Genomic DNA, 25,259 nt, shown 5'->3' with positions numbered 1-25,259 from the left:
GGAGATCCGGGGAGCCGCGGAATCCCGTGCTCGGTCTGATGGGAATCCGCGGAGGTCCCATCTTTTGTCCTGGTGGGGCGGGATCTGCAGGGTTCCCGCCCGGTGTGGTGGAAACCCGCTCAGATGGCCTTGCCGGGGTTGAGAATGCCGAGCGGGTCGAAGACCTGTTTGATCCCGTGGTGGATCTCCTCGGTGACCGGCCCGGTCTCCATGGACAGCCAGCGCTGTTTCAGCAGCCCGACGCCGTGCTCGCCGGTGAGCGTGCCTCCCATCTTCAGGGTCTCCCTGAAGAGCTCGTCGGCCGCCGCCCACACCTCGGGCGGCGGTTCGCTCAGGGTCCTGTCGAAGACGAAGACGGGGTGCAGGTTGCCGTCGCCCGCGTGGGCGACCGTGGTGATCAGCACGCCGTGCTTGGCCGCGATCGCCTCGATCTTCTCGATCATGTCAGGCAGCAGGGAGCGCGGTACGCACACGTCCTCCACCAGGCACTTGCCCAGCCGCTCCTTGGCCTCGTACGCCATCCGGCGGACCTCGATCAGCTGCTCGGCCTCCTGCGCCGACGACGACACCGCCACGAAGGCCGCGCCGCTGGCGGTGCAGAGTTCCGCCATGCGCTCGGAGACGGCCGGGCCGTCCACCGCGTCCGACTGCGCGATCAGCATCGCCCGGGTCGACTCCTCCAGCCCGATGTTCCGCCAGTCGTCGATGGCCTTGAGCGTGTTCCGGTCGAGCAGCTCCAGCAGGGACGGCTGGCACCCGGCCGCGATGATCGCGGAGACGGCGGCGGCGGCCTCCCTGAGGGAGGTGAACTCGGCCGCGATCGTTGCCGGGTAGACCGACGGCGCTCTGCGTAGCCGCACCGTCGCCGCGGTGATGACCCCGAGCGTCCCCTCGGAGCCGACGAACAGGCCGGTCAGGTCGTACCCCGTCACGCCCTTCACGGTGCGCCGACCGGTGTTGATCACCCGCCCGTCCGCGAGCACGACCTCCAGGCCTAGCGCCGAGTCGCGGGTCACGCCGTACTTCACGCACCGCAGGCCGCCCGCGTTGGTCGCCAGGTTGCCGCCGATGGTGGAGATCTCGTAGGAGGAGGGGTCGGGGGCGTACATCAGCCCGTGCTCGCGGGCGGCCCGGTCCAGGTCGGCGGTGATGACCCCCGGCTCGACCACGGCTATCTCGTCGTCGGGGGACAGCTCCCTGATGGCCGCCATCCTGTGCAGCGCCAGCACGACGCACCCCTCGACGGCGGTCGCCCCGCCGGCCAGGCCGGTACCGGCACCCCGGGGCACCACGGGGACCCGGTACCGGGTGGCCCATCTCATCACGGCGACCACGTCGTCCCTGGTGTGCGCGAGCACCACGGCCAGCGGTTTGCCGGGCTCAAGAAAGGTTCGATCCCGGGCGTAGGAGTCGGTCACGTCGGAGTCGGTCAGCACCTTCTCCGGTGCGAGCGCGGCGACAAGTTCGGAGATAGCGGTCACAAGTGGACTGTACGGCCTGGCCCCGAGCAAGTGTTCGGCGGTACGCCGAACCCCCCATACGCCAATTCCGCACCTCAAGGGGCTTTCGGAGGCAGTTTCCGGCGGCGCCGAGTCGGAGCGTAGTGAAAATCACCACCATTCCCAGTAAAAGACACTTTATTTCATTTTTACAACATCATTTGGCGCCTTGACTCTGGCTTTACCTTCTCGTCTAACGTCCCCGTTCGGTGCGCTCATCCGGCGCGCCGGAAATGTCCGCATCCGGTAAACCCGGGCGCAGGGAGGGGACACGTTGTCCGGCAGAGTCAGCAGAGGAGGCGCTCCCAGACGCCTTCTCGCGATGGTTCCCGTGCTCGGCCTGGCCGTCACGGGACTGGCTGTGAGCGGTGCGTCGGCCGATAGCGACTCCTCGGTCGCGCGTTACCAGCCGACCGCGGCCGACTACTACATCAACTACGCGCCGCCCAGGGACGAGCCGGAGGTCGGCGACCCGGCCGTGCCGTCGGCCAAGGCGCGCAAGACCGGTCCGTCCAGGAAGATCGACCGGAAGTACTCCGAGGGCAACCCCGTCGCCGCGCGGGTGCTGGCCGCCCGAGAGGCCGAGGCGATCAGGACGGGGCTCAACCCCGCGGACCTCCTCTTCAAGAAGGCGAAGACCCCCAAGACGGCCAAGCTCCTCACCCTGCTGGTGGAGTTCAACGACCAGGCGAACGACGACTTCTCCGGATTCTCCCGTCCGGCGAGCGTGACCAGCGAGGACCCGGCCGAGTGCGTCACCGAGCCGCCGGGCACGCGGCTCAACGGCCCGCTGCACAACAAGATCCCCAACCCGGCCACGCTGTCTCACAAGGACAACAACAGCTTCTGGGTGCCCGACTTCAGCCCCGACCACTTCAACAAGATGCTTTACAGCACCGGGGGCATCACCCAGCGCGTCCGCACCGACCTGACCGACCCGCGGGACGGCCGCAAGGGCATAGACATCTCCAAGCACACCCTGAAGAACATGTACGAGGAGATGTCCAAGGGCGCCTACACGGTCACCGGGCAGGCAAGCCCGTGGATCAAGGTCCCGCACTCCGAGGCATACTACGGCGCGCGCGCCTGCGGCCAGCCGGTACAGGACATGAGCGGCCACCCGGACAACCCGCGCGGAGCCGGCCAGCTCGCCATCGACGCGGTGAACGCCCTGGCCGCCGCCGACCCGAACTTCCCGTGGGCCGACTACGACCTCGAGGACGTCGGTGACGCCGACGGCGACGGGAACTTCGCCGAGCCCGACGGCGTGGTCGACCACCTGGTCCTGGTCCACGCGGGCAAGGACAAGTCCTCCGACGGCGGCGCCGAGGGCACCTACGCGATCTGGGCACACTCCAGCGCTGTGGCCGGCGGCTACCAGGTGCCCGGCAAGAACGTGAAGATCTCCAACTACATCGTGCAGCCCGAGGACTCCGGCGTCGGTGTCTTCGCCCACGAGTACGGCCACGACCTGGGCCTTCCGGACCTCTACGACACCAGCGGCCAGGCGTCCTCCGCGGTGGACTTCTGGGACCTGATGTCCAGCGGATCGCACAGCGGCCCGATCTTCCAGTCGATGCCCACCCACATGAGCATCTGGAGCAAGTGGGTCCTCGGCTGGGCCAACCCCAAGGTCTTCAACCCCGGTGACCGCGCCCGCGCGGTGACGATCGGCCAGGCCTCGCGTACGCCCAAGCTCACCGAGGACGGCGTCCGGGTGAACCTGGACAGCCCGCCGGTCACGATGGTCGAGCCGCACAGCGGCACCAAGACGCTCTGGTCCAACTTCGACCAGGAGTGGGCCAACGTCAAGATCGCCCGAGACGTTCAGGTGCCCGCGGGGACCGACCTGAAGTTCTGGCTCTGGAACAACTACGAGATCGAGGACGACTGGGACTTCGGCTTCATCGAGACCTCCGTTGACGGCGGCGCCACCTGGAGCCAGCAGAGGGTCTACACCGACGGCGGAGCCCTGGTCTCCACCGACGACGACTACACCGACCCCAACGGGAACCTCGCCGCGTTCGGCGACAAGAAGTACGGCCTCACCGGCGCCACCAACGGCTGGCGGCACGACTACGTCGACCTCACGCCGTTCGCCGGCAAGAACATCAAGCTCCGCCTGACCTACAACACCGACGCCGCCTACACCCCGCGCGGCTGGCACGCCGACGACTTCGCGCTCACCAACGGCACCCAGACCGTCTGGAGCGACGACCTGGAGGGCGGCCTCAACGGCTGGACGGCCACCGGCGGCAGCTTCAACAACACCAACGGCCAGGGCTGGGCCCTCAACGACGGCACGCGGGAGGTCTCCCGCTTCTACCTGGCCGAGTGGCGCAACCTCGACGGGTTCGACAAGGGCCTGCAGTACACCTACACCACCAACTACTCGCGTGACGGCGCGTGGAAGGTGGAGAAGGTCAAGTACAACGCCCCCGGCCTGCTCGTCTGGTACCGCGACTCGAACTACACCAACAACTCGGTGGCCAACAACCTCGAACTGGCGCCGAGCATCGGTTCCAAGGGCAGCCTGATCCTGGTCGACTCCCACTTCGACCCGCTGCGGCGGACCGGCGTGGCGGCCACGAAGGATCCCACCACGCTCAAGAACATGTCGGGACGCGTGCAGAGCTCGAACGCCGCCTTCTCCTTCGCCAAGACCTACCCCTTCACCGATTGCATCGAGGGGCCGGACGAGCCCTTCAGCACGTACTGCACCAAGGTGGACGGGCTGAAGGGGGTCTCGGAGTTCACCGACGCCAAGACCTGGTACCCCGGCTTCGAGGCGCGCGGCACCAGCCTGTACTACCGCGACTTCGACGCCTCGACGGTCGTACCGTCGGCGGGCGACCAGCCGTACAGCACCCGGGTCGTCAACGCCGACGGCAGCCCGGCCACCCAGGCGTACGGCACCGACATGGGCGGCGGCCACGTCCTCGGCTCCGGAAACCCCGGTGACGAGGGCAAGGCGCTGGGCGTGAAGCTCAAGCTCGTCACCCCGCTGCCGGGTAACCTCGGCGCGATCGTTCAGGTCACCCCGCCCAAGAAGTAAACCCCGCAGGAGTATGGCCCCGCTGTCACCGACGGCGGGGCCATACCATTTGAACGGGCAGGCACCCGATCGGATAGGGGCAGCGTGGGAGAGCTTCGAAGCAAGGCCGAGCACACCGAGGCCATCAGGACCGAGGGCAGGGTCTGCGTGGTCGTCAACACGCGCTCGCGCCGAGGCCGGCGCCACTACCCGGAGGTGGTCCGCGCGCTGCGGGCCGAGAGGTTCGGATCGATCCGCTTCTTCCCCGTGGAAGATCCCAAGCGTCTGCGCGCCATCATCGAGGAGGCCCTGGCCGCGGGGCCCGACCTGCTCGTCGTGGGCGGTGGCGACGGCACGCTCAGCTCCGCCGTCAAGCACGTCGCCCACCGCGACGTCGCCCTCGGCGTGCTACCCCTGGGCACCACCAACAACTTCGTCCGCAGCCTCGGCGTCCCCCTCGACCTCGCCGGAGCCATCGAGGTGCTGCGCACCGGCAAGGTCGCGGACATCGACCTGGGCATCGCCGGAGACCGCGAGTTCGCCAACCTGGCCAGCTTCGGGGTGTCGGTGGAGGTGGCGGGCAAGGTCAGGCACGGGGTGAAACGCCTGCTCGGCCGCGCGGCCTACCCGCTCACGGCACTGACGGTCCTGCCGGGCCACCGGCCGTTCCGGGCCTTCCTCACCGTGGACGGCCGCCGCCACGAGCTGCTCACCCACCAGCTCAACATCGCCAACGGCCGCTTCCACGGCGGCTGGCAGGTCGCCAAGGACATCAGCATCGACAACGGCCGCCTGGTCGCCTACCAGCTCGGCTCGGGCAAGCGGCTGCGCCTGCTGGTGGAGACCATGATCCGGGCCGGCAGCGGCCGCTGGCGCAGCCTCGCGGGAGGTCCCTTCGTGGTGGGGCGAGAGATGCACCTGGAGACCGACCCGCCGCTGGCCGCCGACGTCGACGGCGAGGTCCGCCTGATGACCCCCATCACGATCCGCACCGTCCCCAACGGGCTGCGGGTGATGGTCCCCGACGACTTCGTCGACTCCTGAGCCGCGTTCAGTCGTGCCGGGCGGGCAGGTCGGGCAGGTCGTCGGTCCAGCCGATCCGTTCGTACGCGGTGAACGAGGTGACCTTGTAGGTCCGCCCGTCCCTGAGCCGGTCGAGGCCGTCCTGCTCCCGCGACAGCGGCAGCCCGCTCGACACGTCGATCACCAGCCGGTTGGTTCCGTAGACCTTGCTCTCGCCCTGTGGCGTGGTGGTGCTGACCGGGTAGGAGATCGCCTGACCGACCCGGCCGAGCCCGTCGACGACCTTCCCCTCCGACGTCATCCCCGGCAGGGAGGCCAGCAGCCGATAGGCCGCCGCGCGGGTCGCGGGGGTGACCGGGAGCGAGGTGATGATCATCATGCAGTCCTCCAGCAGCCACGGCTCCACCTGCTTCTCGGCCTTCTCGGCCCCCGGCCACTTGGCGGTGAACTCCTTGCCACGCCCGTTCAGGTAGATCCTCAACTTCTCCGGGGTGTCCGGTATCGCGCGCACCTCGGCCCAGGTGAGCAGTCCCTTGGTCAGGTGGCCGGCCGACCCCTTCCACTTGCCGCGCAGGCGGGACGCCTCCCGTTCTCCCGGTTTGGACTCGATCCTGTCCTCGGCGGAGACGTAGCCGCCCGTCAGCGCGCCGTCCGCGAACAGCCAGCGGTCGGGGGAGCCGTCCTTCCGCCAGGCCGCCTCGTCCTTGGGAGTCGCCGGTTTCGCGCCGAGGTACTGGCTGATCCTCCAGCTCTGCCCGTCGCGTGCGCGTGACAGCCACCTCTCCTCGGCGTGACTCCGCAGGATGAGATAGCCGGCATTCGGCGCGACGCGCTGGTTCCCTCGGACGGCGCGGGTGACCCAGTAGGCACCCTTCACCGGTGCCCTGGCCGCCGCGGTGGCCGCGGCCAGCAGGACCTGTCTCGCCTCGGCCCCGGTGTCCTGCGTGCCGGGGGCGGGCAGGTGCGGGAGTGGCGTCGGCGAGGCGGCGGTCGACGAGGTGATCACCAGGGCCGCGGCCGCGGCCGTCCCGGCCACCCCCATCCCCAGGGCCGTCCACCAGGCCGCCCTGCGGCCCCGCCGTGCCTGCAGGAGCCCTCGGCCCCCGGGCGGCTCCTGAGGCGACGGCATGGCGGCCAGGAGCCGGTCCCGGCCCGCCGCGATCACTTCGCGGGACGGTTCCGGCTCCGCGAGCAGGTCCCGGACTGCGGTCAGGTCATCCATCAGAGCCTCCGATCATGGGATTGACGCCGCCCAGCGCCGCGCGCAGCTTCCTGCGCACCCGGTTGAGCCGGGAGCCGACGGTGCCGAAAGGGATGTGGAGGATCTGTGAGACCTCCTCGTAGCTGAGATCGGCGAGCGCGACCAGCAGCAGCACGTCGCGGTCGCCGTCGGAAAGGCCGCTCAACGCCGACGCGAGCGGCCCCCGCACGCCCGCGGCGGCGAGGCGGGTGGCCACCCGCTCCTCGTATCCCTCGTCGGCCTCACCGTCGACGGATGCCCGCTGGAACGCCTCCAGCCTGCGTGTCTCGCTCCTGCGGTGCTGGGCGACCAGGTTGGTGGCGATGCCGTACAGCCAGGGCCGCACCGTCCCCCTGGTGGGGTCGAACGTCTCCCGTCTACGGAACGCCACCAGGAAGGTCTCGGCGGCGACGTCGTCGGCGATCTGCGAGCCGAGCCGTCCGGCGGCGTAGCGGTGGATCTCGACGAAGTAGCGGTCGTAGAGCATCGCGAACAGGTCGGGACGGTGCCGCGACCGTTCTATCAGCGCGGCGTCGTCGACTCTCGTCGGCGCATCAGGGGGAGCGGCCATGTGCCGGGTGTCCCTTCTATGGGTTACACCCCTACTCCGTCGCGGGTCCGGTTCGCCTTCACGACTGTTTTCCGGTGATACGCCGGAACCTCATCCTGAGCCTGTCGAGCAGCGGCTCCTGTCCCGGCCCGCTCCTGTCACGCGGGCTCTCCTCGCGCTCTTCCCCGTTCCGCGCGGGCGCGTGGGCGTCTCGCCGGTGGCGTTCCGGCTCGGGCCCCTCCGGGCGTCCGGGAGCCGCCACGCCGGTGTTCGCCGTACCAGGGACCTGGGGGAGGGGGGCCGACGCGCCGGAATCCGGCGCGGTGAGGGCCGCGGGGCGGGGGCGCCGCGCCCGTCGCAGGTCGGACAGGGCCTCGGCGGCGTCCGGGCGCTTGTGCGTCGCGTGGTCGCGCATGCGCCGGAGCAGGTCCATGACCTCGGCGGACGCCTCACTGGAAGCGGGTTCGGCGTCGGGATTGGCCGGTGGGAGCTCCCCTGTCAGCAGTTGGAAGGCGATCACCCCGGCCGCGTACACGTCGGAGGCGGCGGTCATCCGCTCGGGCATGGCCTGGCACTCGGGGGCCGCGTAGTGGGTGTCGAGCACGTTGGGCAGTTCGTTGGCAACGGTGTGCGCGCGGGGGCCGGGCTTGGCGTAGTCGAACCCGGTGAGCATCGCCCGGCCGTTCTCCGTCACCAGCACGCACGCGGGACTGAGCGCCCGGTGGATCACGTTGTTGGCGTGCACGTGGGCCAGGCCCAGCAGCATGTCCTCCACCACGTCCAGCCGGGCGGCGGTGGAGAGCGTGCGGGGGGAGGCGGTGAGGTGCAGGTGCAGCGCCTGACCGTGCACGTCGTCGAGGACCAGCACGAACCGGCTCTCGTCGTCGATGGCGAAGAAGTCACGGGCGCGCACCACGCACGGGTGCGCCGGGATCCTGGTGAGAGCCTGGTAGGCGTTGGTGATCAGCCGCCGTTCGGCCGCCCTCGGCTCCTCCTCCGCCAGAGGGTCGGCCCGGTAGACGCGCAGCAGAACCGTCTCGCTGCCGGGAACCGTCGCGTTGATCGCGCGATACTCGGTGACCCGGTTGTCGCCGCCCAGCTGCTCCTCCACCTCCCAGCTGCCGAACCGCGGCGGTGCCGTGGAGCGTCGCACGCTCCCGTTGAGCGCCTCGATGATCGCGGTGCCGTACGGCGCGGTGTCCGTGGTGTGGCCGCGCCTGACGCGGGAGGCGTCACTCAGCGTGCCGACAAGCCCGGCCAGGTCGGTGACGTGGCGTGAGTCGCGGCCGGCCGGGTCGACCAGCTCCGCGTCGGCCCCGGTGAGCACCACCAGGCTGTCGACGTAGACCCGGTCCAGCTCGCGCCGCTCCTGGGTGAGCAGCCCCTTGAGCGCGCGCCCGTTGCCGCGCAGCTTGGCGACAGGGGAGCCGAACGCCTCCCGCCGCAGCGGGAACCAGCGGTTCCCCGCGACCTCGATCCTGCCCCGGGTGCCCTTGACGTCGATGACGCAGAGCGAGTGACCGGTCAGGACGATCACGTCCACCTCGAAGGTGTCGTCGCCGCGGGGCACCTCGATGTTGTGCAGCAGCAGCCAGTCTGGCGGGGCGCTGTCTCGCAGGTGTGCGATGACCCGTCGCTCGGCGTCGTTGACCGGGCTTCCGCCGCCGACGATCTGTGCCATCTCTAGCGTGCCGCCTTCCTGATCGTGCTCATCGTGCCACGCAGTATCTCAAGAGGCTCATCTTCGCCCGTACCTTTACTTTTCCACCACTCGGACACGCGGGCCTCCCTATGATCATGGCCTAGTCCTGGCCGGGAGACGTGATCGACGTGTCCGGCACGTCAGGGGTGCGGGCGGTGCCGCCGCTCCTGCGGGTCGCGGTCGTGGGGCGGTGTTACCCCTGAGGCTCCCGTGAACACCGCCGCCGGGCGGATGTTTGCCGCGGTGGGACGGGGTAGGCGTCCTTTCCTGTAGGGGAGGAGGCAGTCCATGGTCAACACCAAGGAGTCACTGCCGACGTCCGAGCTGATCCGGCAGATGTCGGAGCAGGTCTCGCGTCTGGTCAGGGACGAACTCCGTCTGGCCAAGGCGGAACTGACGGAAAAGGGCAAGCACGCCGGAATCGGCGCGGGGCTGTTCGGCGGGGCGGGAGTCGTGGCCCTGTTCGGGACAGGCTCCCTGGTCGCCGCGGTGATCCTGCTCCTCGCGTACGTTATGCCCGCCTGGGTGGCCGCGGCGGTCGTGGGCGTGGTGCTGCTGGCCCTGGCCGGTGTGCTCGGGTTCTCCGGCAAGCACCAGGTCGCCGAGGCGTCCCCGCCGACTCCCGCGCGGACCATCGAGAGCGTCAGGGACGACATCTACGCGGTAAAGGAGAGGGCCCACCGATGACTGAGACAGACCCGGGCGGACCCGACCGGTCCCGGGCCGAGGCAGGGATCACCGGATCCCGGAGGAAAAGGGTCGGTGCCCCGATAACGCCGGACGAGAGGGAGTCGCTGAACATCCCGCCGAAGCAGCCGTACGGCACGCCCGGCGAGGATCTCGGCGTTCCGGAGTCCGAGCGCGACGGCACGCCCCGGCTCGCGGAGAACGCGGCCGCCGACGTCGCACCCTACGTCGACACCGGTGTCGGCGAGACGAAGACCGGCAAGATCATCAAAAAAGACGGGAACGACGTGGAAACCGTGCGGCGGGACATCGAGGACGCCCGCCGCGAACTTGGCGACACTGTGGAGGCACTGGTGCACAAGACCGATGTGAAGGGCCGTTTTCAGGAGACCGCCGCCCATGTTGGGGAGGACCTGCGCAAGGCGAGAGCGGCGACCGCCACCACCGCCACCGAGATGGTCGAGCGTGTGAAGGAGGCGGCTCCCGAGGTCGTCGGCCGGGTCAAGGAGGTGACCCCCGCCGAGATCAAGGACGCGGCGGAGAAGGTCACGGCCGAGGCGGGCAAGCGCCCCGTTCTGACGATCGCGGCGGTGGCCGCGTTCGCCCTGGTCGTCTTCCGGGTCCTGCGGAGAGGAAGGAAGAGGTAGCCGTCCGGCGACACCGGCAGGGCCGTCCCCGACGATTCACGGGGGGCGGCCCGAAGCCCTCGAAACCGCCCTGGCGGTGACGGCCGGTGGGGTGCTCCGAGCGGCCCTCGGCACCGCCGGGAACGACGCGAACCGCCGGATCTCCGGAGATCCGGCCGATACCCGTGCGCCCAGGCGAGCCAAACTCATGTCTGCCGGGGTAATCTGACCGTTTCCGGGCGGGCGGCGGACCCCCTCCTCTCCGCCTGCCCGGACCTTCCCGCCGCTGGTGTCCCGCGAAATCGCCTTCGCTCCGCCCGGACCTTCACATCGGCCTTCACCGGCCAGGCCGCGTTTTCATAGCGAAAGGCGAAGTATCCGGACTCAGGCACATGCGTGCCCGAGCGCATGTAGCGTTCTCAGGGCAGGACAACACGGGAGGTCTCATGCGCCACGCTCTCGGGATCGCCGCAGGCCTCGCTCTCATCGCGGTGGCCCTCGCCCCGCTGCCCCAGGCCCAGGCCAGTTGTGTCAGCGTGACCAGGAAATGCCAGGCCAAACCACTGATCGGTATCGAGGTGACGGCCAGGGCCACGCCCTCCGCGGCCCCGAGCAGGCAGGTCTCCTACACCCTTGACTACTCCATGACCCTGACCCCGTCCTTCGCCCCCTACTGGGGCACCTTCTGGGTGGGGGGCCGCTTTCCCGCGGGGCGGGGCCCCACCAGGGCGGTGCTGCTCGACGCCGCCGGCAAGCGGGTCGCCGTCCTACGCTGCCGCGAGCACTCCGACGGTGTCTGGTGCGCCGCGGGCAGCCACATCCCGCACCGGGGAAGGGTCGTCCTCACCGCCCCCACCGGAGGCAAGGGCGTGACCAGACTCGGTTTCGACAGTTTCGAAGAGCTCGACCGCAAGGAGTCCGAGCGGCGCTTCAGCCGGAGGGAGGCGCGCGAGAGATTCTGCAACCACCGTTTCACCACGACCGTCACCACGACGCCGGACTCCTGAGGAGACGAGTTGAACGCCGCACTGACCGGTGTGCACCACCTCAAGATCTGGGTGAGTGACCTGGAGCGGAGCCGCTCCTGGTACGAACGCGTCCTGGGGCTGGAGCACCACACCAGCTTCGAGGACGAGGACGGCGTGATCAGGGGCATGAGCTTCAAGGTCCCCGGCGCCGCCTTCCAGATCGCGCTGCGCCAGAACCCGGACCTGGCCAGGGCGCTCTTCGACGCCGACCCCTTCGCGCTCCAGGTCACCCTCTCCGGGCTCGATGCCTGGGTCGCCCACCTCGACGACCTCGGCATCCCGCACAGCCCGATCATCAGGGCCTCCTCCGGCCACGCGCTGGGTTTCGTCGACCCCGACGGCGTCCAGATCCGGCTGTACGCTCCGGACGAGGAGGTCCACGCCGCCCAGGTGGGCCCGGAAGGCGTCTACCGATCAGGCCCGGCCCCCGGCTTCGCCCCCGGGCGGGACGGGGCCTGAGAGGCCCGCCTGCCGGAGCGGCGGCAGGCCTGGCGCGGCCGTGCCGAGCGGGATCCTTCCCGTGATCGCCGGAAGGTTCCGGCGGGGGCCCGTGGCCCGGCCGGGACGGTGCGAGATCATGTCCTTGCGCCACCTGGTGAAGTATCCCCCGCAGGCCAGGACCGGCCCGCTCCCCCTCCGCGGGACCGCTTTTCCGGAAAGGACCTCGTGATGGACTTCGAGCTCAACGAGGAACAGCAGCTGTTCCGCCGGACCCTGCGGGAGTACGTCGACAAGGAGATCGTGCCGGTCGCCCCGGAGTGGGAGCGGACCGGCCGCTACCCCACGGAGATCGTCGAGGGCTTCAAACGGATGGGGCTGTTCGGGATCACGATCCCCGAGGAGTACGGCGGGCTGGCCCTGGACCGGGTGTCGTTCGCCCTGGTCTTCGAGGAGATCGCGCGTGGCTGGATGGGCGTGGCCGGGGTGCTCGGCTCGCACTCCCTGGCCGCCTGGATGATCGCCACCTACGGCACGGAGGAGCAGAGAAGCGGCTACCTCCCGGACCTGGCCACCGGTGTCCGCCGCACCGGCATCGCGCTGACCGAGCCGGCGGCCGGCACCGACCTGCAGGGCATCCAGACGCGGGCCGTCCGCGACGGCGACCACTACGTGATCAACGGCACCAAGACGTGGATCACCAACGCCCGGCACGCCGACCCGATGCCCGTGCTGGTCAAGACCTCGCTCACCGACCCCGCGCACCGAGGCATGTCCCTCATCCTGGTCGAGGCGGGAACTCCCGGTTACACGGTCAGCCGCGACCTGCCCAAGCTCGGCTACAAGGGCACCGAGACCTGCGAGATCGTGCTGCAGGACGTGCGCGTCCCGGCCTCGGCGCTGCTCGGCGGGGTCGAGGGGCGGGGCATGCAGCAGGCGCTGTCCGCCCTGGAACTCGGCCGGGTCAACATAGCGGCCCGCGCCGTCGGCGTCTCCCAGTGCGCCTACGACGCCGCGCTGAGCTACTCGCGTGAGCGCCACGCCTTCGGCCGGCCCATCTCCGACTTCCAGGCCATCCAGCTCAAACTCGCGGACATGGCCACCGACATCCAGGCGGCCCGGCTGCTGACCTACTGGGCGGCGGTCCGCTCCGAGAACGGCGCGGTGAACTCCGAGGCCGCGATGGCCAAGTACTTCGCGTCCGAGGTGGCGCTGCGCACCACCATGGAGGCGATGCGGATCCACGGCGGCTACGGCTACTCCCAGGAGTTCGTCCTCGAACGCCTCTACCGCGACGCGCCCCTGATGGCCATCGGCGAGGGCACCAACGACATCCAGCGGATGGTCATCGCGAGATCCCTCATCTCGGGTACCGCTAAAGTCGGATGGTGATGCGATCTGCCCTTTATGTACCAGGTGACCAGCCCGAAAAACTCGCCAAGGCGCTCGGCAGGGGAGCCGACAGCCTGATCGTGGACCTTGAGGACGCGGTCCTGCCCGTGCACAAGGCGGCGGCCCGCGCGGCTGTCACCGCGTGGCTGCGCGAGCTCGGCCCCGACAACCCCGAGATCTACGTACGGATCAATCCCGGCGCGGCCGGACACGACGACCTGCGGGCGGTCGCCCTGCCCGGGGTGCGCGGGGTCTGCGTGGCCAAGACCGAGTCGGCCGCCGAACTGGAGGCCGTCGATGCCGTGCTGACCGCCGCCGAGGCGGCCCAGGGAGTGCCGGGCGGCTCCATCGTGGTGTGCCCCCTGCTGGAGAGTGCCGCCGCGATCCTGGCGGCCCCCGAGATCGCCAGGGCGCCCCGTGTCGCGCGCCTGCAGATCGGCGAGGCCGATCTGCGGGCGGACCTCGCGGTCGAGACCGGCCCCGACGAGCGTGAGCTGCTGTGGGCTCGCTCCCAGGTCGTCCTGGCCTCGGCGGCGGCCCGACTCGCCCCGCCCCTCGCTCCGGTCAGTACCGACTTCCGCGACCTCGACGCCCTGCGCGTCTCCACCCTCGCCCTGAAACGCCTCGGCTTCCGCGGCAGAGCCTGCATCCACCCGGCCCAGGTGGCCGTCGTCAACGAGGTGTTCACCCCCTCGGAGGAAGAGCTCGACCGGGCTCGTGACCTGATCGCCCGCTTCGAGGCATCCGGATCAGGTGTCGTCACCGACGCCAGGGGCCAGATGGTCGACGAGGCAGTGGTAAGGGCCGCCCGCCGCCTCCTATCCTGACGTGATGCCAGATGAACGGTGTCTGTTCTGCGCCATCGCGGCGGGGGAGCGCCCGGCCCACGTCGTCGTCTCCGACGGCGTGGCCGTGGCCTTCCTGGACACGCGTCCGGTCTTCAAAGGCCACGTCCTGGTGGCCCCGCTGACCCACGTCGAGACGCTGGCGGACCTGCCGGCGCCGATGGTCGGCCCGTTCTTCGAACGCGTCCAGGCCGTCGCCGTCGCCGTCGAGCGGGGCCTGGGGGCGGCCGGCACGTTCGTCGCGACGAACAACCGCGTCAGCCAGAGCGTCCCGCACCTGCACGTCCACGTGGTCCCCCGTAACCACAAGGACGGCCTGCGCGGCTTCTTCTGGCCCCGTACGAGATACGACGACCCCCGCCGAGGCCGAGACCTACGCCCGCCGCGTCCGCGAGGCACTCGGCCCCGCCCCGCCGGCCTCCTGAATCGCCTGACCGCCTCCGGCCTCGGGGACGGCGGCGAGGAGAGTGGATCCTGCCGCTGTTCTGACCGGATACGGAAGGTCGGTGTGATCCGCATGGGCCGGGCGCGGGTGGGGCTGGGCGTATAAGGTCCGGAGCGTGGAACCCGTCATCGCCGTGTTGCTGGTCGTCGCCCTGATCGGGGTACCCGCCCTGGTGCTGTGGCGGGTGTTGCGAGGGCGCAGGGAACTGGGCAGCAGCCCGGCCGAGCGGGCCACGTTCGAGACCCTGCACACCGCCTCCCTCGCCGCGCCACCGCTGCGGGCCGGGCTGACCGAGGCGGGGGCGCAGAAGGCGTCCCGGCACCTGCGGGAACTACTGGGCTCCCCGGCGCTGGCGGTCACCGACGAGGAGAGGCTGCTGGTCTACGACGGCGAGGGCGACGACCATCACGCCCGTGAGGCGTTCACCCACGCCGCCAGGACGCTCGCCGGGGGCCGGACCCGGGTTCTCGGCCCCGAGGTCGTCTGGTGCGACCTTCCCGAGTGTCCGATCAGGTTCGCCGTGGTGGTGCCGCTGACCACCGACGGGCGGGTGGTCGGTTCCCTGGCCGCGTACGGCGGGCACGCCTCGGCGGGGCTGGTCAGGGCCGCCCATGAGGTGGCGAACTGGGTCGACTCACAGCTGGAGTTGGCCGAACTCGACAGGTCCAGGACACGCCTGATGGAGGCCGAGGTCCGGGCGCTGCGCGCGCAGATCTCCCCGCACTTCATCTACAACTCGCTGACGACCATCGCCAGCTTCGTCCGTTCCGACCCCGACCGCTCTCGTGAGCTGCTGCTGGAGTTCGCCGACTTCACCCGCTACTCCTTCCGGCGGCACGGGGAGTTCACCACGCTGGCCGAGGAACTGCGTTCCATCGACCGCTACCTCACCCTGGAACGTGCCCGTTTCGGCGACCAGCTTCAGGTGACGCTGCGCATCGCCCCGGAGGTGCTCGCGGTCGCGGTGCCGTTCCTGTGCCTGCAGCCGCTGGTGGAGAACGCGGTTCAGCACGGGCTGGAGAGCAAGCCCGGGATAGGGCGCATCTCGATCGTCGCCGAGGACGCCGGGGCGGAATGCCAGATCAGCGTGGAGGACGACGGTGTCGGCATGGAACCGGATCGCCTGCGCCGCATCCTGGCCGGTGACGCCGACGAGCGCTCGGGGGCGGGAGGAGTGGGACTGGTCAATGTGGACGAGCGGTTGCGCCAGGTCTACGGGGACGAGTACGGCCTGGTGGCGGAGACGGCCAGGGGGGCGGGGACGAAGGTCAGCGTCCGCCTGCCGAAGTACCACCCGGGTGTCTCCGTCCGTTGAACCGTGCCCGATCAGCCGCTCCGCTCGCGGTCGGGCTCCTTCCGTGCCCTGCCCGTCCGCCCGCCGTGCCGTTCGCCGGCTGCCCGCCAGGATCACCCCCGCCGGTCCGTCCGCCCGGCCACCGGACTCTCCGGTCTGACCGGGCGCCCATGCCGGATTGAGTCTTCTCCCGAATATGAAAAAGTTGACAGGCGATGTCTAATTCATCACCCTCTAGAAATTCCCACGTGAACGACCTGGAGGAGTGACCGTGACCGGCCTGCGTGTCCTTGCGGTGGATGACGAGCTTCCCGCGCTGGAGGACCTGGCCTACCTGCTCCGGGACGACCCCCGCATCGGAGAGGTCTCCCTGGCCAGGGACGGGGCCGCCGCGCTGCGCGTTCTGGACCGGGCGATCGCCGACGGGCGGCCGATCGACGCGGTCTTCCTCGACATCCGGATGCGGGGCCTGGACGGGGTGGTGCTCGGCCGTCTGCTCTCGCAGTTCGCCAACCCGCCCCGGGTGGTCTTCGTGACGGCCTACGAGGAGCACGCGGTGGACGCCTTCGAGATCAAGGCGGAGGACTACCTGCTCAAGCCGGTGCGGCCGGAGCGGCTGGCCGAGGCCATCCGGCGGGTGTTCGTCTCGGCGGAGCTGCCGGAGAGCGAGGGCGCGGGCCGTACCGACCCCGATACCATCCCGGTCGAGCTCGGCGGTGTCACCAGGTTCGTGGCCAGCACCGAGGTCCGCTACGTCGAGGCACAGGGTGACTATGCCCGCCTGCACACCGCGGGTGGCAGTCACCTCGTGCGCATCTCGCTGGCCACGTTGGAGGAGCGCTGGTCGTTGGCGGGTTTCGTCCGGGTGCACCGCAGCCATCTGGTCGCGGTCAAGCACATCGACGAGTTGCACATCGACTCGGGCCGGTGCGTGGTCCGCATCGGTGAGACCGAGATCCCGGTCAGCCGCCGTCACACCCGCGAGCTGCGCGACCTCCTGGTCCGCCGGGCGCGCAAGGGCAGGCCGGAGTGAGCCGCGACCCAGGGGCCAGGGAGGAGGCCGAGCCGCGCCGGTGGATCACCGAGCGGTCGCGCAAGGATTCCGAGCGGTCGCGTAAGGAGCCCGACCGCTCGCGCAGGGAGTCCGAGCGGCCGCGGCGCGAGGTGGTGACCAGTCCTCGCACCATGGCCCCCCGCCACCCCCGATACCCGGTCACCCGAGAGATCGACGAGCAGACCCGGCTGGGCGAGATCTACATGCACTCGCTGGTCCGCACCCAGTTCCGGCTGGCCCTGTTCGTCTGCACGGTGCTGGGGTGTGTGGTGGTGGGGCTGCCGCTGCTGTTCCTGCTGGTGCCCGAGCTGCACGCGGTCCGCCTGCTGGGGATCCCGTTGCCCTGGGCGGTGCTGGCCGGTCTGATCTACCCGGCGTTCGTGATCGGTGCCTGGCTCTATGTCCGGCAGGCGGAGCGGAACGAGCGCCACTTCGCCGAGTTGGTGGACAGGGCCCGTTGATCCCCGTCCAGGGCCAGGAGCCCGAGGTCTCCACGCCGGGAGGCATCAGATGAGCACCGCGTACGGTGTGACGGCGGTCGTGCTGGTGGTGCTGGCCGCGGTGCTGATCGGTGCCTTCGGGATCCGGTTGTCGCGGACCACCTCCGACTTCTACGTCGCCTCCCGTACGGTCTCCCCGCTGTGGAACGCCTCGGCCATCGGTGGGGAGTACCTGTCGGCCGCGAGCTTCCTGGGTGTCGCCGGGCTGATCCTCACCTACGGTGCGGACATGCTCTGGCTGCCGGTCGGCTGGACGGGCGGTTATCTGGTGCTGCTCGTGCTGGTCTCGGCTCCGCTGCGCCGTTCGGGCGCCTACACGCTGCCCGACTTCGCCGAGGCGCGGCTGGAGTCGATGGCGGTGCGGCGGATGGCCGGGGTGCTGGTCGTGCTGATCGGCTGGCTGTACCTGATGCCGCAGTTCCAGAGTGCGGGCCTGGTCCTGCGGGCCATCACCGGCGCTCCGGAGTGGGCGGGGGGTCTGCTGGTGGCGGCCGTGGTCGCGGTGAACGTGATGTCGGGCGGTATGCGGTCGATCACGTTCGTGCAGGCCTTCCAGTACTGGCTGAAGCTCACGGCCCTGGCCGTGCCGCTGGTGTTCTTGTTGCTGGCGTGGCGGAGCGGGGGGGCGCCGGGGCTGAGCGAGCGGGATGTGGCCACCTGGGCGCTGCCGCTCTCCAGCGGCAGGGAGTACGGCCTCTACTCGACCTACTCGCTGATCCTGGCCACGTTCCTGGGCACCATGGGGCTGCCGCATGTGCTGGTCCGCTTCTACACCAACCCCGATGGCCGGGCCGCCCGTCGCACGACGCTGGTGGTCCTGTCGTTGCTCGGTGCCTTCTATCTGCTGCCGGCCGTCTACGGCGCGCTGGGCAGGATCTACGTCCCGGAGTTGGAGGGCAGTGACACGGTGGTGCTCACGCTGCCGGGACGGCTGATCGGCGGGGTGGCCGGTGACCTGCTGACGGCGCTGGTGACGGCCGGGGCGTTCGCGGCGTTCCTGTCGACCTCCTCCGGGCTGACGGTCTCGGTCGCCGGGGTCATCGGGCAGGACATTCTCAAGGGAGGGGTGCGGTCGTTCCGGGCTGCGGCGGTGCTCGCCGTGATCGTTCCGCTGGGCCTGGCGGCTCTGGCCCGCTCGCTGCCGGTCGCCGACGTCGTCGGCCTGGCGTTCGCGGTGGCGGCCTCCTCCTTCTGCCCGCTGCTGGTGCTGGGCATCTGGTGGCGCCGGCTGACTCCCGCCGGGGCGATGGCGGGACTGCTCGCCGGCGGTGGCCTGGCCTGCGGCGCGGTTCTGATGACGATCGGAGGGGGGCCTTATCCCGGTCTGGTGGGTGCCATGCTGGCCCAGCCCGCCGCGTGGACGGTGCCGATCGCCTTTCTCGTCATGGTGCTGGTCTCGCTGCTGACGCCGGGGCGCATCCCGCCGAACGTGGCCCGTACGATGGTGCGCCTGCACACCCCGGAGATCCTCAACCTGGACCGGGGTGACTGGCGGCCCCGCTCCTCCTGACGGGTCCGGCGAGCCGTCCGGCCGGGGTCTCCTCGGCGGCAACCGTTCGTCGCGCGAGACAGACCTTTCACCGCAAGCCACGTCCAGCTGAACGCGACGCGGCGGCGCCTCGGCGAAGAGTCCGCGAGCGGGTCTCCACGAAGGGTAGCGTCCCCTCCTACGTTGTCCGTGATCCAGATCACATCTGTGGGAGGTCTTGTGACCGCCAGGCAACATGACTCATCGGTCTACGAAGAGATTCAGGCCGGTGAACAGTTCCAGGAGTTGAAGAGGCGTTTTCGGGCCTGGGCGTTCCCGATGACCGCGGCGTTCCTCGGGTGGTACCTGCTCTACGTCGTCCTTTCCGGCTGGGCGCGGGACTTCATGGGCACGAAGGTCCTGGGCAACATCAACGTGGCGCTGATCTTCGGTCTGCTCCAGTTCGTGTCGACGTTCGGGATCGCCTGGGCCTACTCCCGTTTCGCCGAGAAGAAGCTCGACCCGCTGGCTGACGAGATCCGTCACCAGGCCGAGGGGGAGACCGAATGAGCCACCAGACCCTGTCCACGATCCTGTTCCTGCTCTTCGTCGCGGGAACGCTGGGGATCACCTTCTGGGCCAGCCGCAACACCAAGGACGCCACCGACTTCTACGCCGGTGGCCGGTCCTTCAGCGGCGTGCAGAACGGCCTCGCCATCGGTGGCGACTACATGTCGGCCGCGAGCTTCCTGGGCATCGCCGGGATCATCGCCCTGTCGGGCTACGACGGCTTCCTGTACTCGATCGGTTTCCTGGTCGCCTGGCTGGTGGCGCTGCTGCTGGTCGCCGAGCTGATGCGCAACTCCGGCAAGTTCACCATGGCCGACGTGCTGGCCTTCCGGATGAGCCCCCGTCCGGTCCGTACCGCGGCGGGTGTCTCCACCATCACGGTGTCGATCTTCTACCTGCTGGCCCAGATGGTCGGCGCGGGCGCGCTGGTCGGCCTGCTGCTCGGCGTCACCTCGCCGACGGGTAAGGCGCTCACGATCGTCGGTGTGGGTGTCCTGATGATCGTCTATGTGGTCGTCGGGGGTATGAAGGGCACCACCTGGGTGCAGATCGTCAAGGCGGTGCTGCTCATGGGCGGCGCCACCCTGGTCACCCTGCTGGTGCTCGGCCACTACGGTTTCAACCTGTCCGGCCTGCTCGGCGACGCCGCCGCGCAGAGCGACAAGGGCCAGGCGTTCCTCGAGCCGGGTCTGAAGTACGGCACCGAGGCGCAGGGCATCGCGGGCAAGATCGACCTGATCAGCCTGGGCCTGGCGCTGGTGCTCGGCACCGCGGGCCTGCCGCACATCCTGATCCGCTTCTACACGGTCCCCACCGCGCGGGAGGCCCGCAAGTCCGTCCTGTGGGGCATCGGCATCATCGGTGTCTTCTATCTGCTGACCTTGGTGCTCGGTTTCGGCGCGGCGGCGCTGGTCGGTGGCAAGGCGATCGTGGCACAGGACAAGGCGGGCAACACGGCGGCGCCGATGCTCGCCGAAGCGGTCGGCAAGACCATTTTCGGCGACGTCGGAGGCACGATCCTGCTGGCCGTCATCGCGGCGGTCGCCTTCGCCACGATCCTGGCGGTCGTCGCCGGGCTGACACTGGCGTCGAGTTCCTCCTTCGCCCACGACCTGTACGCGCACGTGTTCAAGCGCGGCAACGTCACCGACAAGGAGGAGGTCCTGGTCGCCCGGATCTCGGCCTTCGTCATCGGCGCGGTCGCCATCGGGCTCGGCATCCTCGCCCAGGGGCAGAACGTGGCCTTCCTGGTCGCGCTCGCCTTCGCCGTGGCGGCCTCGGGGAACCTGCCCGCGATCCTCTACAGCCTGTTCTGGAAGCGGTTCAACACCGCGGGCGCGGTCTCGGCCATCTATGGCGGCCTGGTCTCCGCGCTGGTCCTGGTGATTTTCTCGCCGGTGGTCTCCGGCAGTGCCACCGCGCTGTTCCCCGACGCGAACTTCGCCTGGTTCCCGCTGAGCAACCCCGGCATCGTCTCGATCCCGATCGGCTTCCTGGCCGGGTTCGTCGGCGCGCGGCTCAGCAAGGAGTACAGCGCCGGCAAGTACGCGGAGATCGAGGTCCGCTCGCTCACCGGCATCGGTGCCGAGCAGGCCACCTCGCACCAGCCGGGCACCGAGGTTCAGCGGCAGCCCGGCACCGGCCCTGAGCTGGAGCCCAGCGCCGACTAGGTGCCGGCCTGGCACGGCTTCCGAACCCGGTGGGGTCCGGCCCACCACGGCCGGGCCCCGCCGGGTCCTTCTAGCGGGACGCCTCGTCCAGCAGGGCCAGTTCGCCCTCGGACAGCGTCAGGTCGGCGACCGCGAGCAGCGGCCGAAGCTGCTCGACGTTGCGGGCGCTGGCGATCGGCGTGGCCACCGTGGGCTGGGCGGCCAGCCAGGCGAGGGCGACGGTGGCCGGGGCGGCTCCGTGGGAGGCGGCGATCTTGTCCAGGGCGTCGAGCACCCTCGGCCCGCGCTCGGAGTGAAGATACTGCGCCGCCTGGCCCGCGCGGGGGCTGTCCACCGTGATCCCCGGCCGGTACTTGCCGGTCAGGAAGCCGCGGGCCAGGCCGAAGTACGGTGTGCTGGTCAGCCCGGCCTCGGCCACCACGTCTCGCAGCGCCCCCTCGTAGTCGCGCTCGAGAAGGTTGTAGTGCTGCTGCAGCACCCCGTACCGTGCCAGGCCGTTCCGCTCGGAGATCTCCAGCGCCTCCGCGAGTCGCTCGGCGCTGTAGTTCGAGGCGCCGATGTTGCGTACCTTGCCCTCGGTGATCAGGTCGTCGAACGCGCCGAGGGTCTCCTCCAGAGGGGTGGCCGCGTCGTCGATGTGGGCCCAGTACAGGTCGATGTAGTCGGTACGCAGCCGCCGGAGCGAGTCCTCGGCCGCCGCTCGGATGTTGGCCGCCGACAGCCCGGTGCGGCCGTTCAGTGAACCCACCTTGGTCGCCACCACGATCCGGTCACGGTTGCGGCGGGAGGTCATCCACTCGCCGATGACGGTCTCGGACTCCCCGCCGACGTGTCCGGGCGCCCATGCGGAGTAGACGTCCGCGGTGTCGAGGAAATTGCCGCCCGCCTCGGCATAGGCGTCCAGGACTGCGAAGGAGTCGTTCCGGTCCGCGGTCCAGCCGAATACGTTGCCGCCGAGACAGAGAGGAAACAGGTTCAGCTCAGAAAAGCTCATGGGCTAACTCTATTTCTCGAGTAATCGCGCGGGCGCGGGGCATCGGTGACAGCCGTCGGAGCACTATTATGTGCGGCGTCAATAAGACTGTCGGAGGCTCCCATGGCACCCGGTTCACGGTTACGCGGACTCCTCATCGGTGTTGTGATCGCGGGTGGTCTTTTCGTCCTGGCGGTGGCCGCCGCGATCGCCCTGATCTCCAACCAGCGCGGGACCGTCGCGGACCCGCCGGGCCCTTCCACCTCGGAGCGGCCCCGCACGCCGGACGCGTCCAGGAGGCCGGGAGGGGTTCCCGACGGTGTCGAGGTGGTCGGGGAGAAACGGTCCGGCGGCCGCCGGATGGACCTGACCCTGCGCTCGGCGGCCCTCGACGACGTCACCCGGGTGCGGCTGCTGCTGCCCAAGGGCTGGTCCAGGGAGGCGGGCAGGACCTGGCCGACGCTCTGGCTGCTCCATGGGGGGCTCGACGACTACGAGGGATGGTCGAGGTCCGGCGTCGAGAGGTTCACGGAGAACGATCAGGTCATCGTGGTCATGCCCGACGGCGGCAAGTGCGGCAGTTACTCCGACTGGTACAACGGCGGCGAGGGCGGGCCGCCCAGGTGGGCGACCTACCACCTCAAGGAGCTGCTTCCGCTGCTGGAGAGCAGGTACGGCGCGGGCAAGGAGCGGGCCATCGCCGGATACTCCATGGGCGGTCAGGGCGCGATGCTGTATGCGGCGGCCGGTGGTTTCAAGGCCGCGGCCTCCTTCAGTGGCGCGGTGCACATCCTCATGCCCGGGGTCGACCTGGCGGTCATGCTCGGCACCACGGCGGGCTGTTTCGGCACCGACTGGAAGCGGATCTGGGGTGATCCGCGGGAGAATCGCGAGGTGTGGGAGCGGCACGACCCGTACCATCTGGCGGGCAGGTTGCGCGGAGTCCGCCTTTACCTGGCCTCGGGCGACGGCGGCAAGGGGGACGGTGAGCTGTTCGGGGACATCACCGAGGAACTCGCCCACAGGGCGACACTGGCCTTCGCCGGCCGCCTGCAGTCGCTGGACATTCCCTTCCAGCCCCACTTCTACTCGGGGCGCCACAACATGACCTACTGGAACCGGGAGCTGCGCCGGGCGCTGCCCATGCTCCTGGAGGCTGTCGGAGCCCGATGAGCCCTTCCGTGCGGCAGACCAAGTACGCCGGAAAGACATCCCAGGAGTTTTGATGTCAAGCAGCAAGCCGGAAAGGGCCAATAGGGCTGGTCAGAGCCCGCGCTGGAGCCTGATACGTGATCAGTTGGTCTGAGCGCTACGGGTGAACCACAGCGCCCTGAGAGCCACGCGGGGGCCTCACGAGATCACCGTGAGGCTCCCTTTCCCCTCAGGAGTGCGGGGCGTGCGCGGTGATCGGCTCAGAGATCACCGAGGAGAAGCGTCAGGCGGCCCTGAGCGGCCCCCAGGCGGGTGATCACCTGGCCCCTGGTGTTTGAAGCCGGTCAACAGTCGCCAACCTCGGCCAACGACAACTCCGCACACGCCCACCACCCAGAGCTACTTTGCACTCGACCGCACGGACCCGAGCGGGATCTCTTATAACGGACCTACCTCCAGGGGCCTTCACCACCATGGCCGAGCTGCGGGAACGGGCTTACCGTGCGTTTTCGTTCCACCACACTCTGCCCCCCGCTCCTGCTCCATGGCACGGTTTCCGTACAATCCGCTCATGATCAGGCGACTAGCCGCGATCGCGGTGCTGAGCGTCGCCGCGGCGGGATGCTCAGGCGACGGCGCCGCGGACCCGCAGGACTCCTCGGGGAGAGCGCCGGGCCACAGCACTCCGGCCGAGGGGGGCCTGTCTTTGTCCGCGGGAGTGTGGACGGAGACGGGCGGTGGGGGCGCCGCGATGACCAGGGTCGTCGCGACCGCGCCCGGCGAGGCGTGGGCGGTGGGTACCGACGGCGAGAGTGTCGGCCGGTATGGCGGCAGTTTGCAGCGCTGGGACGGCCGCGTATGGCAGTCCACGCGCCCACCGGAGGGGCTGCTGTATCCCAAGGTGGTGTCCGGAACGTCCGCGAACAACGTCTGGATCTTCGATCGGGACGCGGACGCGTGGCGCTGGGACGGCCACCGGTGGTCAGGCCGGGGACGACCGCCCTGGCCGCGCTCGGTCGTCGTGGAGGACGCCGTCGTCGCCGGACCTGCCGACGTGTGGGTCGCCGGCACACAGAACGTCGGCACGCGGAGCAGTCCGTCCTGGCGTCCCCTCCCCCTCGCGCGTTGGTCTCCGTCAGGCTGGTCCGAGGTTTCCTCCCCCTCGCCCTACATAAGCAGGTTAAGCGCGGCGGCCCCGGACGACCTGTGGGCACTCGCCGGCGATGATCTGGGCGACGTCTCCGTGATCGAGCACTGGGACGGACGCCGCTGGAGAGCCGTGCATACGCCGCCGTCGCTCAGCGGCGCAAAGGTCCAGTTCCGCGACGTCGTGGCGATGTCGGCGCGGGAGGTATGGGTCGCAGGCTCGGTCCTGTGGCCAGGCCGCCGCCAGGCCGCGCTGCTAATGCGCTGGGATGGCGGCCGATGGAACCTGGCCGGCGGCGTCCCTGCCGGGGCGACCTCGTTCGGATCCGTGGCGCCGGACGGCCACGGCGGGGTATGGCTCGGCGCCTCCAACTACGCCTACGACGACCATCGCATTCTGCTCCACTTCGACGGCCAATCTTGGACATACGAGAAGGCGCCCAGGATCAACAACGCGCCCGAGGTATTCGACATGGCCAAGGTCCCCGGAGGCGACCAGGTGCTCGCGGTCGGCGGCAACCCCTCCTTCGACGAGCACAGCAGTGGGTGGATCTGGATGAGGCGCTGAGGAGGGTCGAGACGCCACTGGCAGGGGCCAATGATCAGCCATCAGCCCGCGGTGTCTTTCTGCCAGTGCCGCTCCGCGGTTCAAGCGGCGAGGTCAAGAACAGTGAAGTCGATCTCCTTGAGCTCGGGGTTGAACGCCGCAGGCTCTACACCGATCTCGTCGGTGGCATAGGCGCCGAACCGGCTGATATGGGCGCGCAGGTAGGGCGACAGCGCGCCGAGCTCTTCGGCGGTGATGGGCCGGCCCTCGGCCACCAGAGTGCGCACCACGTCCATCAGGTCCAGGGCGTTGTGGAAGATGACCAGGTTGGCCAGCAACGTGTTGAGCTTGATCAGTTTTTCCTGCTCGTCGGGGT

The 25,259-nt window shown here is 69.8% G+C and carries 23 protein-coding genes; 17 read left to right on the top strand and 6 right to left on the bottom strand.

Features of this window, described 5'->3' with window-relative positions; genetic code table 11:
• Positions 1 to 119 precede the first annotated feature (119 nt).
• Complete coding sequence (locus tag ABZU75_RS16590; RefSeq protein ID WP_355554747.1) at positions 120 to 1,481, bottom strand: FAD-linked oxidase C-terminal domain-containing protein; 1,362 nt, start codon at positions 1,479 to 1,481, stop codon at positions 120 to 122.
• Between the two features lie 340 nt (positions 1,482 to 1,821).
• Between ABZU75_RS16590 and ABZU75_RS16585 the strand changes: the two genes are divergently transcribed.
• Together ABZU75_RS16585 and ABZU75_RS16580 are read left to right on the top strand one after the other, a co-directional pair.
• Positions 1,822 to 4,554 (top strand): immune inhibitor A domain-containing protein, encoded by a 2,733-nt coding sequence (locus ABZU75_RS16585; protein ID WP_355554745.1) that lies wholly within the window; start codon positions 1,822 to 1,824, stop codon positions 4,552 to 4,554.
• A gap of 84 nt (positions 4,555 to 4,638) precedes the next feature.
• Positions 4,639 to 5,577 carry a YegS/Rv2252/BmrU family lipid kinase gene (locus ABZU75_RS16580; RefSeq protein ID WP_350928739.1) on the top strand — a complete coding sequence of 313 codons (939 nt, stop codon included), beginning with the start codon at positions 4,639 to 4,641 and terminating at the stop codon, positions 5,575 to 5,577.
• A gap of 7 nt (positions 5,578 to 5,584) precedes the next feature.
• On the opposite strand, the gene ABZU75_RS16575 is transcribed toward ABZU75_RS16580, so the two are convergent.
• Genes ABZU75_RS16575 through ABZU75_RS16565 form a run of 3 tightly spaced genes read right to left on the bottom strand, consistent with a single transcriptional unit; the run spans position 5,585 to position 9,027 of the window.
• Positions 5,585 to 6,778, bottom strand: a complete 1,194-nt coding sequence (locus tag ABZU75_RS16575) for a CU044_5270 family protein (protein WP_355554742.1) — start codon at positions 6,776 to 6,778, stop codon at positions 5,585 to 5,587.
• Positions 6,771 to 7,367 (bottom strand): RNA polymerase sigma factor, encoded by a 597-nt coding sequence (locus ABZU75_RS16570; protein WP_355554740.1) that lies wholly within the window; start codon positions 7,365 to 7,367, stop codon positions 6,771 to 6,773. The genes ABZU75_RS16575 and ABZU75_RS16570 overlap by 8 nt, the downstream gene beginning before the upstream one ends.
• A gap of 58 nt (positions 7,368 to 7,425) precedes the next feature.
• Positions 7,426 to 9,027: an NERD domain-containing protein kinase family protein gene (locus tag ABZU75_RS16565; protein ID WP_355554738.1), complete on the bottom strand. Its 1,602-nt coding sequence runs from the start codon at positions 9,025 to 9,027 to the stop codon at positions 7,426 to 7,428.
• A gap of 309 nt (positions 9,028 to 9,336) precedes the next feature.
• Between ABZU75_RS16565 and ABZU75_RS16560 the strand changes: the two genes are divergently transcribed.
• The 13 genes from ABZU75_RS16560 (at position 9,337) to ABZU75_RS16500 (ending at position 21,065) form a co-directional block, all read left to right on the top strand.
• Positions 9,337 to 9,735 carry a phage holin family protein gene (locus ABZU75_RS16560; RefSeq protein WP_355554736.1) on the top strand — a complete coding sequence of 133 codons (399 nt, stop codon included), beginning with the start codon at positions 9,337 to 9,339 and terminating at the stop codon, positions 9,733 to 9,735.
• Positions 9,732 to 10,382: a DUF3618 domain-containing protein gene (locus ABZU75_RS16555; protein WP_355554734.1), complete on the top strand. Its 651-nt coding sequence runs from the start codon at positions 9,732 to 9,734 to the stop codon at positions 10,380 to 10,382. Before ABZU75_RS16560 ends, ABZU75_RS16555 begins: the two co-directional genes overlap by 4 nt.
• A 425-nt stretch (positions 10,383 to 10,807) precedes the next feature.
• A complete protein-coding gene (locus ABZU75_RS16550; RefSeq protein ID WP_355554732.1) occupies positions 10,808 to 11,368 on the top strand; it encodes a hypothetical protein in 561 nt (186 codons plus the stop codon).
• Between the two features lie 9 nt (positions 11,369 to 11,377).
• A complete protein-coding gene (locus ABZU75_RS16545; protein WP_355554730.1) occupies positions 11,378 to 11,848 on the top strand; it encodes a VOC family protein in 471 nt (156 codons plus the stop codon).
• 210 nt (positions 11,849 to 12,058) lie between these two features.
• Positions 12,059 to 13,219, top strand: coding sequence for an acyl-CoA dehydrogenase family protein (locus ABZU75_RS16540; protein WP_355554728.1), 1,161 nt, complete (start codon positions 12,059 to 12,061; stop codon positions 13,217 to 13,219).
• Complete coding sequence (locus ABZU75_RS16535) at positions 13,219 to 14,046, top strand: CoA ester lyase (RefSeq protein ID WP_355554726.1); 828 nt, start codon at positions 13,219 to 13,221, stop codon at positions 14,044 to 14,046. The genes ABZU75_RS16540 and ABZU75_RS16535 overlap by 1 nt, the downstream gene beginning before the upstream one ends.
• A gap of 4 nt (positions 14,047 to 14,050) precedes the next feature.
• Positions 14,051 to 14,614, top strand: coding sequence for an HIT family protein (locus ABZU75_RS16530; protein WP_355554724.1), 564 nt, complete (start codon positions 14,051 to 14,053; stop codon positions 14,612 to 14,614).
• 10 nt (positions 14,615 to 14,624) lie between these two features.
• On the top strand, positions 14,625 to 15,824 hold the full coding sequence (locus ABZU75_RS16525) for a histidine kinase (protein WP_355554722.1): 1,200 nt from the start codon (positions 14,625 to 14,627) through the stop codon (positions 15,822 to 15,824).
• Between the two features lie 250 nt (positions 15,825 to 16,074).
• Positions 16,075 to 16,836 carry a LytTR family DNA-binding domain-containing protein gene (locus ABZU75_RS16520; protein WP_211263913.1) on the top strand — a complete coding sequence of 254 codons (762 nt, stop codon included), beginning with the start codon at positions 16,075 to 16,077 and terminating at the stop codon, positions 16,834 to 16,836.
• Entirely contained in the window at positions 16,833 to 17,318 is a 486-nt protein-coding gene (locus tag ABZU75_RS16515) for a hypothetical protein (RefSeq protein WP_355554719.1), read from the top strand. The genes ABZU75_RS16520 and ABZU75_RS16515 overlap by 4 nt, the downstream gene beginning before the upstream one ends.
• A gap of 49 nt (positions 17,319 to 17,367) precedes the next feature.
• A complete protein-coding gene (locus ABZU75_RS16510) occupies positions 17,368 to 18,867 on the top strand; it encodes a cation acetate symporter (protein ID WP_350955866.1) in 1,500 nt (499 codons plus the stop codon).
• 198 nt (positions 18,868 to 19,065) lie between these two features.
• Positions 19,066 to 19,395 (top strand): DUF485 domain-containing protein, encoded by a 330-nt coding sequence (locus ABZU75_RS16505; protein ID WP_355554717.1) that lies wholly within the window; start codon positions 19,066 to 19,068, stop codon positions 19,393 to 19,395.
• Positions 19,392 to 21,065: a cation acetate symporter gene (locus ABZU75_RS16500; RefSeq protein ID WP_355554715.1), complete on the top strand. Its 1,674-nt coding sequence runs from the start codon at positions 19,392 to 19,394 to the stop codon at positions 21,063 to 21,065. Before ABZU75_RS16505 ends, ABZU75_RS16500 begins: the two co-directional genes overlap by 4 nt.
• Positions 21,066 to 21,135: 70 nt before the next feature.
• On the opposite strand, the gene ABZU75_RS16495 is transcribed toward ABZU75_RS16500, so the two are convergent.
• On the bottom strand, positions 21,136 to 22,059 hold the full coding sequence (locus tag ABZU75_RS16495; RefSeq protein WP_355554713.1) for an aldo/keto reductase: 924 nt from the start codon (positions 22,057 to 22,059) through the stop codon (positions 21,136 to 21,138).
• Positions 22,060 to 22,161: 102 nt separating this feature from the next.
• Between ABZU75_RS16495 and ABZU75_RS16490 the strand changes: the two genes are divergently transcribed.
• The gene (locus ABZU75_RS16490; RefSeq protein ID WP_355554711.1) at positions 22,162 to 23,211 is read left to right on the top strand and encodes an alpha/beta hydrolase family protein; all 1,050 of its coding nucleotides are present in this window, start codon (positions 22,162 to 22,164) and stop codon (positions 23,209 to 23,211) included.
• A 550-nt stretch (positions 23,212 to 23,761) separates the two neighbouring features.
• Positions 23,762 to 24,904: a hypothetical protein gene (locus ABZU75_RS16485; RefSeq protein WP_355554709.1), complete on the top strand. Its 1,143-nt coding sequence runs from the start codon at positions 23,762 to 23,764 to the stop codon at positions 24,902 to 24,904.
• 80 nt (positions 24,905 to 24,984) lie between these two features.
• On the opposite strand, the gene ABZU75_RS16480 is transcribed toward ABZU75_RS16485, so the two are convergent.
• Positions 24,985 to 25,259 (bottom strand): Tn3 family transposase (locus tag ABZU75_RS16480; RefSeq protein WP_355554707.1); only part of this gene is annotated, 275 nt, incomplete at its 5' end.

Origin of the sequence: Streptosporangium sp. NPDC005286, from assembly GCF_040607515.1 — a bacterium.
GTDB lineage: Bacteria > Actinomycetota > Actinomycetes > Streptosporangiales > Streptosporangiaceae > Streptosporangium.
Note: the sequence above shows the minus strand (reverse complement) of the source record. Positions and strands in the feature narration are given on the sequence as shown.